This window comes from Streptomyces sp. NPDC026246 (genome assembly GCF_055567995.1).
The window spans coordinates 87,190-99,345 of the sequence record NZ_JBVHPJ010000002.1 but is presented as its reverse complement, the minus strand read 5'-3'; the positions used below and the strand labels follow the sequence as shown (position 1 = coordinate 99,345).

At 71.4% G+C, this 12,156-nt stretch carries 10 protein-coding genes; 7 read left to right on the top strand and 3 right to left on the bottom strand.

Annotated elements, in window-relative coordinates; all coding sequences use genetic code 11:
- Positions 1–68: 68 nt before the first annotated feature.
- Positions 69–938 carry a 3-methyl-2-oxobutanoate hydroxymethyltransferase gene (gene panB / locus ACZ4M5_RS04510; protein WP_467733027.1) on the bottom strand — a complete coding sequence of 290 codons (870 nt, stop codon included), beginning with the start codon at positions 936–938 and terminating at the stop codon, positions 69–71.
- Between the two features lie 200 nt (positions 939–1,138).
- Here panB and ACZ4M5_RS04505 point away from each other — a divergent pair, with 200 nt between their 5' ends.
- The 4 genes from ACZ4M5_RS04505 (at position 1,139) to ACZ4M5_RS04490 (ending at position 6,081) form a co-directional block, all read left to right on the top strand.
- Positions 1,139–2,740: an MFS transporter gene (locus ACZ4M5_RS04505; protein ID WP_467733025.1), complete on the top strand. Its 1,602-nt coding sequence runs from the start codon at positions 1,139–1,141 to the stop codon at positions 2,738–2,740.
- A gap of 103 nt (positions 2,741–2,843) precedes the next feature.
- Positions 2,844–3,500: a TetR/AcrR family transcriptional regulator gene (locus ACZ4M5_RS04500; protein ID WP_467733023.1), complete on the top strand. Its 657-nt coding sequence runs from the start codon at positions 2,844–2,846 to the stop codon at positions 3,498–3,500.
- Between the two features lie 177 nt (positions 3,501–3,677).
- On the top strand, positions 3,678–4,730 hold the full coding sequence (locus ACZ4M5_RS04495; protein ID WP_467733021.1) for an endonuclease/exonuclease/phosphatase family protein: 1,053 nt from the start codon (positions 3,678–3,680) through the stop codon (positions 4,728–4,730).
- Positions 4,731–4,863: 133 nt separating this feature from the next.
- Positions 4,864–6,081 carry an MFS transporter gene (locus ACZ4M5_RS04490; RefSeq protein WP_467733019.1) on the top strand — a complete coding sequence of 406 codons (1,218 nt, stop codon included), beginning with the start codon at positions 4,864–4,866 and terminating at the stop codon, positions 6,079–6,081.
- 403 nt (positions 6,082–6,484) lie between these two features.
- Here ACZ4M5_RS04490 and glnA read toward each other — a convergent pair whose 3' ends face one another.
- On the bottom strand, positions 6,485–7,846 hold the full coding sequence (gene glnA / locus ACZ4M5_RS04485; protein WP_333931007.1) for a type I glutamate--ammonia ligase: 1,362 nt from the start codon (positions 7,844–7,846) through the stop codon (positions 6,485–6,487).
- Positions 7,847–8,263: 417 nt separating this feature from the next.
- Between glnA and ACZ4M5_RS04480 the strand changes: the two genes are divergently transcribed.
- The 3 genes from ACZ4M5_RS04480 to ACZ4M5_RS04470 all read left to right on the top strand — a co-directional run bounded on the left by ACZ4M5_RS04480 (position 8,264) and on the right by ACZ4M5_RS04470 (position 11,368).
- Entirely contained in the window at positions 8,264–8,929 is a 666-nt protein-coding gene (locus ACZ4M5_RS04480; RefSeq protein WP_467733017.1) for a DUF3105 domain-containing protein, read from the top strand.
- On the top strand, positions 8,926–9,546 hold the full coding sequence (locus ACZ4M5_RS04475) for a DUF305 domain-containing protein (RefSeq protein ID WP_467733015.1): 621 nt from the start codon (positions 8,926–8,928) through the stop codon (positions 9,544–9,546). The genes ACZ4M5_RS04480 and ACZ4M5_RS04475 overlap by 4 nt, the downstream gene beginning before the upstream one ends.
- Before the next feature lie 67 nt (positions 9,547–9,613).
- The gene (locus tag ACZ4M5_RS04470; RefSeq protein WP_467733013.1) at positions 9,614–11,368 is read left to right on the top strand and encodes an NAD+ synthase; all 1,755 of its coding nucleotides are present in this window, start codon (positions 9,614–9,616) and stop codon (positions 11,366–11,368) included.
- A gap of 40 nt (positions 11,369–11,408) precedes the next feature.
- On the opposite strand, the gene ACZ4M5_RS04465 is transcribed toward ACZ4M5_RS04470, so the two are convergent.
- Positions 11,409–12,038, bottom strand: coding sequence for a VOC family protein (locus ACZ4M5_RS04465; protein ID WP_467733011.1), 630 nt, complete (start codon positions 12,036–12,038; stop codon positions 11,409–11,411).
- Positions 12,039–12,156 lie beyond the last annotated feature (118 nt).

Sequence of the window (12,156 nt, the reverse complement as noted above, 5' to 3'; positions counted from 1 at the left end):
GGGGAAGAAGGGGACAGCCCGTCGACGGGGGAAGATCGACGGGCTGTCCGGGGGTGGTGCGGCAGTGGCTAGTGGACGGAGTGCTCCTCCTGCGGGAAGGTGCCGCCGACGACGTCCTCGGCGAACGCCTTCACCGCGTTCCCCATGACCTCACGCAGGTTCGCGTAGCTCTTCACGAACTTCGGCACGCGCCCGCCGGTCAGCCCCAGCATGTCGGTCCACACCAGGACCTGGGCGTCCGTCTCCGGGCCCGCCCCGATACCCACCGTCGGGATGTGCAGCACGCGCGTCACCTCAGCGGCGAGCTCGGCCGGGACCAGCTCCAGGACCACCGCGAAGGCCCCGGCGTCCTGCACGGCCTTGGCGTCGCGCAGCAGCTGCTGGGCCGCCTCCTCGCCGCGCCCCTGCACCCGGTAGCCCATCGAGTTGACCGACTGCGGGGTCAGGCCGATGTGGGCCATCACCGGGATGCCGGACTCGACGAGCAGCCGGATCTGCTCGTGCGAGCGCTCGCCGCCCTCCAGCTTCACGGCCTGCACGCCGGCCTCCTTCACCAGCCGGGTGGCCGAGCGCAGCGCCTGCACCGGGCCTTCCTGGTAGGAGCCGAAGGGCAGGTCGCCGACGATCAGGGCGCGCGAGGTGCCCCGTACGACCGCGGCCGACAGCATGGTCATCTCGTCGAGGGTGACGGGTACGGTCGTCTCGTAGCCGAGGTGGCAGTTGCCCGCCGAGTCGCCGACGAGCATCACCGGGATCCCGGCCTCGTCGAACACGGATGCGGTCATCGCGTCGTACGCGGTCAGCATCGGCCACTTCTCGCCGCGCTCCTTCGCTGCGGCGATGTCGCGGACGGTGATGCGCCGATTCCCCTTGCCCCCGTACAGCGTCTTCCCGCCGTCGGCGGCGGGTGCAGTCTGGGCAGCCGGAAGCTGCGTCATGGCACGGCTCCTAACACGTCATCTCGAGGCGCCCTGACGGCGTCCCCGGACCACGTCCATGGTGGCACTTCGTGCCGGGTTGGGCTAGAGGAGCCCCTGTGAGGTGCGCCCCGGCCCACAAGCGGAATCGGCGGTAAGAGCGCGGTAAGAGTATTCCGATACGAGACGGTCTCGTATCGAATATGCCCTACGCTGGACACATGACCTCACCTGCCGACCAGGCCGCCCCCACCGGCCCCCGCGTACCGGAAGCGGTGCACCGGCGCCGCTGGGCGATCCTCGGCGTGCTGATGCTGAGCCTGCTGATCGTCGTTCTCGACAACTCCATCCTCAACGTCGCCATCAAGACGATCTCCACCCCGGCCCCCACCGGCCTGGGCGCCACCCAGAGCGAGCTGGAGTGGGCGATCAACGCCTACACCCTCGTCTTCGCCGGCCTGCTGTTCACCGCCGGGCTGCTCGGCGACCGGCTGGGCCGCAAGAAGGTCCTGCTCGGCGGTCTCGCCGTGTTCGGCATCGGGTCGGCGCTCGCCGCGTTCTCCGGCTCACCCGGTCAGCTGATCACCTTCCGCGCCGTGATGGGCCTGGGCGCCGCGTTCGTCATGCCCGCCACCCTCGCCGTCCTCATGAACGTCTTCGAGCGCGACGAGCAGCCGAAGGCCATCGGCATCTGGGCGGGCGGCGTCGGGATCGCCATCGCGATCGGCCCGATCACCGGCGGGCTGCTGCTCGACCACTTCTGGTGGGGCTCGGTCTTCCTCGTCAACGTGCCGATCGTGCTGCTCGCCCTCGCCCTGATGCTGTGGCTCGTGCCCGACTCCCGCGACCCGAACCCGGGCCGCGTCGACCCCGTCGGCGTCGTGCTGTCCGTCGTCGGCCTGGTACTGCTCGTCTACGGCATCATCAAGGGCGGTCAGCTCGCCGACTTCACCGACGCCACCGTGCTGTCGACGATCGGCGCCGGTCTCGCCGTGCTGGTGGCCTTCGTGGTGTTCGAGAAGCGCAGCGACCACCCGTCGATCGACGTCACGTACTTCAAGAACAAGGTCTTCTCGGCCGCCATCGCCGCCATAGCGCTGGTGTTCTTCGCCCTGATGGGCGTGACCTTCTTCGCCGTCTTCTACACGCAGAGCGTGCGCGGGTACTCCCCGCTGCAGACCGGTCTGCTGATGCTGCCGCTGGCCGCCGCCCAGCTGTTCTTCGCGCCGCGCGCCCGGCTGGTGGTCGACCGCTTCGGCAACCGGGCCACCACCACGGCCGGCATGCTCGTCCTCGCCGCGATGCTGGCTGCCTTCGCCGCCCTGGACGCGGACACGCCCATCTGGCTCCTGGAAGTGATCTTCTTCCTCATGGGCGCCGGCATGGCGCACATCATGACGCCGGTCAGCGTCGTCATCATGCAGGCCCTGCCCCGCGAGAAGGCCGGCTCGGCCTCCGCCCTCAGCAACACCTTCCGTCAGGTCGGCGGCGCCCTCGGCATCGCCGTCCTCGGCTCGGTGCTGTCCACCGCGTACCGCAACAGCATCGAGGGCGACCTGGGGCAGCTGCCGCCCGGCCTGCGCCACACCGCGGGAGAGTCCATCGAGGCCACCCTCGGTGTCGCCGCGAAGCTGGGCCCCGAGGGCAGGGCCCTGGTCACCCCGGCCTACGACGCCTTCCTGCACGCCATGCACGTCACGGCCCTGTGGGGCGCGGGCATCGCCGTGCTCGGCGCGGTCGTCGTGGCGCTGTTCCTGCCCGGCAGGCCGCAGGCCCCCCAGCGGCCCGGCCGGGAGCAGGAGTTGTCGCACACCGGGTCCTGACCCTGCGGGACAATGCAGCCCGCGGCGAGGAGCCGTCCCCACCCGGTGTCAGCAACGCACCCGGTGCCCCAGAGCACCCGGTGCCAGGAAAGGACGCAGCGACGTGAGCCTCGCCGAACGGCAGACCCCGCACGACGGACCCGCTCGGGGCCGCCCCCGGAGCGAGGCCGCCGAACGCGCCATCATCGAGGGCGTGATGAGGCTGCTGGAGGAGGGCGTGCCCCTCGCGGAGCTGTCCATCGAGCGCATCGCCCGCACCGCCGGGGTCGGCAAGGCCACGATCTACCGGCGCTGGAGCGGCAAGGAGGAGCTGTTCGTCGACATCGTGCGCGGCGCCGAACTCCCCGACCCGGAGCTGCCCGGCACCTCCCTGCGCGACGACCTCGTGGTGCTGCTGGAGCAGGTGCGCCGGCGCGGCCTGGCCCAGCGCTCCTCGGCGATCCTGCACAGCGTGCAGGCCCAGATGAAGAGCAGCCCCAAGCTCTGGGCGGCCTACCACGCCACCGTCGTCGCCCCGCGCCGCCGGCTCGGCCTGGAGGTGCTGCGCCGCGGGCAGGACAGCGGCGAACTGCGCACCGACGTCGACCTGGAGCTGCTCAACGACCTGTTCGTCGGCCCGGTCCTGGTCCGTTCCGTCCTGAGCCCGGACGCCGACCTCCCCGAGGACCTCGCCGAACGGATCGTCGACACCCTGCTGCAGGGCTTGCGCCCGCCCGGTCCGCCTCCCGGCGAGGCCGTGGCCGGTTCCGACCGGCCGTAATGTGCGCGTTTCGTCACAGACCACACGATCGGCGGGTGTGCTCGGAACTCCCCGGAGGAACTCGAACGTCCTCGCTCCCGTACGGCCGTCGACGGACGGCGGGAACGGAACGGATCATCCCCTAGGGTCGTGAGGCACGGGGGCGATGGTGTGCACGGCAGGCAGTGAGGCGACGGTATGGCGCAGCAGGCGTACATGACGGAGACGGACAACGGCGGCTCGGGACCCGAGCACCGGGGAACCCGGCTTCGGCGCCTGTTCGGACGGCTGGCGCGGGGCTGGCGGGGAGATCCCCGCGTCTGGCGGCGCGGGCTCGTCGTCGCCGGGTGCGCGGTGCTCCTCGGTGTGGTCATGGCGCTGCACGCGCAGATCCCCAACAGCATCGGCAACCTGGGCAGCCTCACCGAGACCTTCCTGCCCTGGCTGGGGCTGTGCATCCCGGTGCTGCTCCTGCTGGCGGTGTGGCGCAGGTCCGCGAGCGCGCTGATCGCCGTGGTGCTGCCCTCGGTGATCTGGCTGAACCTCTTCGGCGGCCAGCTCAGCGACAAGACGGCCGGCGGCGGCGACCTGACCGTGGTCACGCACAACGTCAACGCCGAGAACCCCGACCCGCAGGGCACCGCCCGTGGCGTGGCCGCCTCCGGCGCGGACGTCCTCGCCCTGGAGGAACTGACCCCGGCCGCGGTCCCGGTGTACGAGAAGGCGCTGGCGTCGACGTACCGCTACCACTCCGTGCAGGGCACGGTGGGCGTGTGGAGCAAGTACCCGCTGAGCGGGGTGCGGGCCGTCGACCTCGACATGGGCTGGACGCGGGCGATGCGCGCCACGGTGACCGCGCCGACCGGGCGGCTCGCCGTCTACGTCGCCCATCTGCCGTCCGTGCGCGTGAAGATGGAGGCCGGCTTCACGGCCCGTCAGCGCGACCGCAGCGCCGACTACCTCGGCGAGGCCATCGCGCACGAGCCGCTGCCCGACGTCGTCCTGCTCGGCGACCTGAACGGCACCATGAACGACCGCGCGCTCAACGCGGTGACCTCCCAGATGCGCTCCACGCAGGGCGCGGCCGGCAGCGGCTTCGGGTTCAGCTGGCCCGCGTCGTTCCCGATGGCGCGCATCGACCAGATCATGGTCCGCGGTCTGACGCCGCAGAGTTCCTGGACCCTGCCGGAGACCGGAAGCGACCATCTGCCGGTCGCCGCCCGTGTGAAGGTCACCACAGGCGGATCCTGAACCCGCAGGTCAGGGGCGTCTCGACGGAAGAGCGACACCTGGGCTTCAGCCGCTGGAATGCTGCGCCTGCGAGACTTTGTTCCGTACTTGAACATAAGCGTACGGATCCCAAGCACGTCTCGAAAGGTTCTTCATGCCCCTGGCCCTGCTCGCCCTCGCCGTGGGTGCCTTCGGCATCGGCACGACCGAGTTCGTGATGATGGGGCTGCTGCCCGATGTCGCGGACGACCTGAACATCTCCATCCCCAGCGCCGGCCACCTGGTGTCGGCGTACGCGCTGGGCGTGGTCATCGGCGCCCCGCTGCTGGCTGCCGTCACCGCGAAGATGTCCCGCCGCACGGTCCTGATCGGCCTGATGGGACTCTTCGTCGCGGGCAACGCCCTGTCGGCGCTCGCGCCCGGCAACGGCTGGCTGCTGGCCGCCCGCTTCCTGAGCGGGCTGCCCCACGGCGCCTTCTTCGGGGTAGGGGCCGTCGTGGCCACGAACATGGTCGCCCCCGAACGCAAGGCGCGCTCGGTGTCCCTGATGTTCCTCGGCCTGACGGTCGCGAACGTCGCCGGGGTGCCGGTCGCGACCCTCATGGGCCAGCACCTCGGCTGGCGCGCGACCTTCCTCGGCGTCAGCGCCATCGGTCTCGTCGCGATCGCCGCGCTCGCGGCGCTCATCCCGCACGACCACGAGCACGCCACCGCCCGGGGCCTGCGCGGCGAACTCGCCGCCCTGCGCTCCCTGCCGGTCTGGCTGTCGCTCGGTACGACCGTCGCGGGCTTCGGCGCCCTGTTCGCGGCCTACAGCTACATCACCCCGATGCTCACGGACGCCGCCGGGTACGCCGGTGCCAGCGTCACCCTGCTGCTCGCGCTGTTCGGCGTCGGCGCCACCGCCGGCAACCTGCTCGGCGGCCGCCTGGCCGACCACTCGCTGCGCGGCACGCTGTTCGGCGGTCTGGCCTCACTGGTGGTGGTCCTGGCGCTGTTCCCGCTGCTGATGCGCTCGGAGGTGACGGCCGCCGTGGCGGTGACGCTGCTGGGCATGGCGGCCTTCGCCACCGGATCGCCGCTGCAGCTGATGGTCATGGAGAAGGCCTCCTCGGCCCCGTCCCTGGCCTCCTCGGCCAACCAGGCCGCCTTCAACCTGGCCAACGCGGGCGGCGCCTGGATCGGCGGCCTCGCCCTGGCCGCGGGCTTCGGCGTCACGTCCCCGGCCCTGACGGGAGCGGCCCTGGCCGTCCTCGGCCTGGGGGTGGCCGCGCTGGCCGCGGCGGTGGACCGCCGCCGGGCGCCGGCGCCCGGCCGCGAACGGGTCGTGGCGAGCCACGTCCCGCAGGAGGCGGAGGCCCTCCACCACTGACGCCTCCGGCTGGATGGCGGTACGGCAGCCCCCGGGACCACTCCCGGGGGCTGCCGTTCTGCATGTCCGTCGCGGGCCGTCGGGAACCCCGGCCTCACGTGCGCGACGGCCTGCCCCCTGCAGCCGGGCGGGATGCGCGCGCGTCGCATCCCGGCCGGGAGTACAGCCTCGGGAGTACTGCCGGGGCGGCACAGGTCGTCCGCGTACTCGACGAGGGCCCGGAAAGGAATCCTCGCCGCCATGCCGAGGTGTCCACGCACGAGCCGGAACGGCGCACGGCGCGCTCCTTGTCGCCGGGTGGCATGCGGGGGACCTTCCGGAAACGGCGGAAAAGGGGGCGGGCCGACGGGCCAGATGGCCGTCGGCCCGCCGACGGGGCCGGGGCGAAAACCCCGGCCCCTCCTCACAGCACCGGCAGGCTCTTGCGGAGCTCGAACGCCGTGACCTCGCTGCGGTACTCCTCCCATTCCGACTTCTTGTTGCGCAGGAAGAAGTCGAAGACGTGCTCGCCGAGGGTCTCGGCGACGAGGTCGCTGCGTTCCATCAGGGTCAGGGCCTCGCCCAGGTTCTGGGGGAGCGGCTCGATGCCCATCGCGCGGCGCTCCGCGTCGGACAGCGCCCAGACGTCGTCCTCGGCGCCCGGCGGGAGTTCGTAGCCCTCCTCGATGCCCTTCAGGCCGGCGGCCAGCAGGACCGCGTACGCCAGGTACGGGTTCGCGCCGGAGTCGAGGGAGCGGACCTCGACGCGGGCCGAACCCGTCTTGCCGGGCTTGTACATCGGGACCCGGACCAGGGCCGAGCGGTTGTTGTGGCCCCAGCAGATGTACGACGGCGCCTCGCCGCCCGCGCCCGCCGTGCGCTCCGCGCCGCCCCAGATGCGCTTGTAGGAGTTGACCCACTGGTTGGTGACCGCGGAGATCTCCGCCGCGTGCCGCAGCAGGCCCGCGATGAAGGAGCGGCCCACCTTGGACAGCTGGTACTCCGAGCCCGACTCGTAGAAGGCGTTGCGGTCGCCCTCGAAGAGGGAGAGGTGGGTGTGCATGCCGGAGCCGGGGTGCTCCGAGAACGGCTTCGGCATGAACGTGGCCTGCACGCCCTGCTCCAGCGCCACCTGCTTCATGACCAGACGGAACGTCATGACGTTGTCGGCCGTGGACAGCGCGTCGGCGTACCGCAGGTCGATCTCCTGCTGGCCGGGCGCGCCCTCGTGGTGGGAGAACTCGACCGAGATGCCCATCGACTCCAGCATGGTGATCGCCTGGCGGCGGAAGTCCATGCCGACGTTGGTCGGGGTGTGGTCGAAGTAGCCGGAGTTGTCGGCCGGGGTGGGGCGGGAGCCGTCCAGCGGGCGGTCCTTCAGCAGGAAGAACTCGATCTCCGGGTGGGTGTAGAAGGTGAACCCCAGGTCGGAGGCGCGGGCCAGGGCACGCTTGAGCACGTAGCGGGGGTCGGCGAAGGAGGGGGAGCCGTCCGGCATGAGGATGTCGCAGAACATGCGGGCCGTGCCGGGGGCCTCCGCACGCCAGGGCAGGATCTGGAACGTCGACGGATCCGGCTTGGCGATCATGTCGGACTCGTAGACCCGGGCGAAGCCCTCGATCGCGGAGCCGTCGAAGCCGATGCCCTCGTCGAAGGCCTGCTCCAGCTCGGCCGGGGCCACGGCGACGGACTTGAGGAAGCCCAGCACGTCCGTGAACCACAGGCGTACGAACCGGATGTCGCGCTCCTCCAGAGTCCGGAGCACGAACTCCTGCTGCTTGTCCATCTTCCGCTTCCCCATCCTTGCTGGTCAGGCCGCCTTCTCTTCCGTACCACGGGAGGCGGTCGGGCACCTGAGCATCCCACCACACGACCATTTCGTACGCGTTGCGGACCATGATCGCCCGACCGGCGGTGACCGGACGACCCGCGTACGCCGGGTGGACTGCTCCGAAGCCCATAGTGCCTGCTCGCACCGGCGCCCGTAACGGCCGGTCCGCTTCCGGTGCCGCGCGGGCGTCACCCCGAGCGGTACGTGATCACCCACGAGTACCCGTTCGCCGCCGTCGCCTACGTGCCGGGCTGTCGGTCCGCTGTCGGTGCCGTATCGATTCGGCCCATTCCCGCCACCGCCCTACGGCACGCCCCTTCCTCCCCCTTACGATCAGCCCACCCGACCGTCACTTTTTCCGAAGGACACCCCATGGGCTCCGCCAAGAAGAGCAGCACCGGACGCCAGGCGCGCATAGAGGAGATGCGGCGCGCGGAGCGGGCACGCGAGCGCCGCAACCGGATCCTCGCCGCCGTGGCCGGTGTGGTGGTCGTCGGCGGACTGGTCGCGGGCGGCGTGGTGCTCGTGCGCTCCCAGGACGACGGCGGAAGCAGCACCGCGGCGAGCGACTCCTCCGGCAAGGGCAAGTTCGTCAGCGGCAAGGACGGGGTGAGGACGTGGCAGGGCAAGCTGTCGCGCAACCACGTCACGAAGGCCGTCGAGTACGCCTCCGAGCCGCCCGTCGGCGGTGACCACAACCAGGTCTGGATGAACTGCAACGGCGACGTCTACACCAAGGAACTGAACAACACCAACGCCGTGCACTCCCTGGAGCACGGCGCGGTGTGGGTGACGTACAACGCCGACGCGAAGAAGGCCGACGTCGACGCGCTCGCGGCGAAGGTGAAGAAGACCCCGTACACGCTGATGAGCCCGATGGACGACCAGAAGGACCCGATCATGCTCTCGGCATGGGGGCACCAGCGCACGGTGACGGGCGCCGACGACCCGGACGTCGACACGTTCTTCGAGAAGTTCGTCCAGGGTGAGCAGACCCCCGAGCCGGGTGCCGCCTGCACCAACGGGCTGGCGCAGTGAGGCACGTGCCCTTGGTGGCCGCGGCCGCGGCGACGGCGCTCGTCGCGGCCGGAGCGATCACCTACGCCGTCGCCGGTGACGACGGCGGCACCACCGTCCCGTCGGTGGAGTCCGCGGACGCCGGGTTCGCCCGGGACATGGCGGTGCACCACCAGCAGGCCGTGGAGATGTCGTACATCGTGCGCGACCGCACGAAGGACGAGGAGGTGCGGCGCCTGGCCTACGACATCGCGCAGACGCAGGCCAACCAGCGCGGCATGATGCTCGGCTGGCTCGACCTGTGGGGCCTGCCGAAGTTCACCTCCGAACCGCCCATGACCTGGATGGACATGGGCGGCATGGCCTCGGGCGAGGACGGCGCGCTGATGCCCGGCATGGCGACGAACGCCGAGATGGCACGGCTCGGGAAACTCGACGGCGAGCAGGCCGAGATCTACTACCTGCAACTGATGACGGACCACCACCGCGGTGGCGTCCACATGGCCGAGGCGTGCGTGCGCGCCTGCACGGTCGGCGTGGAGAAGCGGCTCGCCCAGGGCATGGTGGACGCCCAGCGGTCCGAGATCGGGCTGATGGCGGACCTGCTCAGGGAGCGCGGAGCGGCACCCCGTCCGTAGGGCCCGCGCCGCGGGTACGGAGTGCCCCGCCACCCTATTGCGTCGCTCTGACGATTACACTGGTCCCGTGCCTCAACTACGTCTCGCCCTGAACCAGATCGACGCCCGCGTCGGCGACCTCGCCGGCAACACCGAGTCGATCGTCCGCTGGACCCGGCACTCCGCCGAGCAGGGAGCGCACCTCGTGGCGTTCCCGGAGATGGTGCTGACCGGGTATCCCGTCGAGGACCTCGCCCTGAGGTCGTCCTTCGTGGAGGCCTCCCGGTCGGCCCTGCGCGCCCTCGCCGCCCGGCTGGCCGACGAGGGCTTCGGGGAGCTGCCGGTGGTCGTCGGCTATCTCGACCGCAGCGAGACCGCCCAGCCGAAGTACGGCCAGCCGGCCGGCGCGCCCCAGAACGCCGGAGCGGTGCTGTACGGCGGCGAGGTGGTCCTCCACTACGCCAAGCACCACCTGCCGAACTACGGCGTCTTCGACGAGTTCCGCTACTTCGTGCCCGGCGACAGCATGCCCGTCCTGCGCGTCCACGGCGTGGACGTGGCCCTGGCCATCTGCGAGGACCTCTGGCAGGACGGCGGACGCGTCCCCGCCGCCCGCTCCGCGCAGGCGGGGCTGCTGCTGTCCGTCAACGCCTCCCCGTACGAGCGCAACAAGGACGACACCCGCCTGGAGCTGGTCCGCAAGCGCGCCCAGGAAGCCGGCTGCACGACCGCGTACCTCGCCATGATGGGCGGCCAGGACGACCTGGTCTTCGACGGCGACTCGATCGTCGTCGACAAGGACGGCACCGTCGTCGCGCGGGCGCCGCAGTTCTCCGAGTGCTGCGTGGTCGTCGACCTGGACCTGCCGGCCGCGTCCCCCGACGCCCCCACGGGCGTGGTCGACGACGGTCTGCGCATCGACCGGGTCGTCCTCTCCGAGGACCCGCTGCCCCGGTACGAGCCGGAGCACACCGGCGGCTACGCGGACCGCCTCGACGACGACGAGGAGGTCTACTCGGCCCTCGTCGTGGGCCTGCGCGCGTACGTCGCGAAGAACGGCTTCGAGTCGGTCCTCATCGGCCTGTCCGGCGGCATCGACTCCGCGCTGGTCGCGGCGATCGCCTGCGACGCGCTGGGCGCGCAGAACGTGTACGGCGTGTCCATGCCGTCGAAGTACTCCTCGGACCACTCCAAGGACGACGCGGCCGAACTCGCCCGCCGCACGGGCCTGAACTACCGCACGGTCGCCATCGAGCCGATGTTCGACGCGTACATGGGTTCCGTGAACCTCACCGGCCTGGCGGAGGAGAACCTCCAGTCCCGGCTGCGCGGCACGCTGCTCATGGCCCTGTCCAACCAGGAGGGCCACATCGTCCTGGCCCCCGGCAACAAGTCGGAGCTGGCGGTCGGCTACTCCACGCTCTACGGCGACTCCGTCGGCGCGTACGGCCCCATCAAGGACGTCTACAAGACGTCGGTGTTCCGGCTGGCCGAGTGGCGCAACCGCGCCGCACGGGAACGCGGCCAGACCCCGCCGATCCCGGAGAACTCGATCAGCAAGCCCCCGAGCGCCGAGCTGCGCCCGGGCCAGGTCGACACCGACTCCCTGCCGGACTACCCGGTGCTGGACGCGATCCTGGAGCTGTACGTCGACCGCGACCGGGGCGCCGACGAGATCGTCGAGGCCGGCTTCGACGCCGGGCTCGTCGCGAAGACGCTGCGCATGGTCGACACGGCCGAGTACAAGCGCCGGCAGTACCCGCCGGGCACGAAGATCTCCCCGAAGGGCTTCGGCAAGGACCGGCGGCTGCCCATCACCAACGGGTGGCGCGAGTCGCTCTGACGGCCGTGGCGCGGGGGCCGGTGCGGTGCCCCCGCGCCGGTCACCGCGACGCGGCCTCCGCGGCGGCCGTCCAGGCGAACCCGTCGGGGTCGGTGAACGGTCCGGCGTCGCTGCCGATCAGGAGCCGGTGCGAGCCGCTCCCCTCGGGGGAGACGCCGGCGACCTTGGCCAGACCCCGCCGCTTGTACAGGGCGAGCTTGACCGGACCCGTCCCGGTGGCGAACTCGACGTACTTGGAGCCGAAGCTCTTGGCGACCGCGAGCCCGCGCCCGGTGTAGAACTGCTTGGCGGCCTTCACGTCCTCCACGCCCAGCAGGAGCACGAACTCCTCCACGTTCCGGGACGCCGGGCCGGTGTTCTTCTTCGCCGACGAGGCGAGCTGCCAGACGGTCCCGTCCGGGGCCTGCACGACGCCGCCGTAGCCCCACAGGGACTTCGCCGGGGGCTTCAGCGTGTCGGCACCGGCGGCGACGGCGGCCTCCGCGAGGGCGTCGACGTCGGCCGGCTGCGCCACCACCAGCGACAGCGTGAAGCCGCGGAAGCCGGCGGACGGCGCGTCGGAGACCGCCGCCAGGCGCAGCCGTCCGTCCAGGCCGAAGGCGGTGCGGTAGAAGCGCTCGGCGGCGTCGACGTCGGTCACTTCGAGGGTGACGTGTGCGAGAGAGGTCATGGGGACGACGCTAATCGCGGCGTCGCGCGCGGGCTTCTCGATTCCTGACCGGATCGCCCGGGCCCGGCCCGGCCCGGCCTGGACCGGGCCCGAGCTGGACCGGGCCGGTGTGCTGGGG

Excerpts from the sequence above, each read along its gene's own strand:
- panB (WP_467733027.1), bottom strand. The coding sequence starts at position 938 with ATGACGCAGCTTCCGGCTGCCCAGACTGCACCCGCCGCCGACGGCGGG.
- ACZ4M5_RS04505 (WP_467733025.1), top strand. The coding sequence starts at position 1,139 with ATGACCTCACCTGCCGACCAGGCCGCCCCCACCGGCCCCCGCGTACCG.
- ACZ4M5_RS04495 (WP_467733021.1), top strand. The coding sequence starts at position 3,678 with ATGGCGCAGCAGGCGTACATGACGGAGACGGACAACGGCGGCTCGGGA.
- ACZ4M5_RS04490 (WP_467733019.1), top strand. The coding sequence starts at position 4,864 with ATGCCCCTGGCCCTGCTCGCCCTCGCCGTGGGTGCCTTCGGCATCGGC.
- glnA (WP_333931007.1), bottom strand. The coding sequence starts at position 7,846 with ATGGACAAGCAGCAGGAGTTCGTGCTCCGGACTCTGGAGGAGCGCGAC.
- ACZ4M5_RS04480 (WP_467733017.1), top strand. The coding sequence starts at position 8,264 with ATGGGCTCCGCCAAGAAGAGCAGCACCGGACGCCAGGCGCGCATAGAG.
- ACZ4M5_RS04465 (WP_467733011.1), bottom strand. The coding sequence starts at position 12,038 with ATGACCTCTCTCGCACACGTCACCCTCGAAGTGACCGACGTCGACGCC.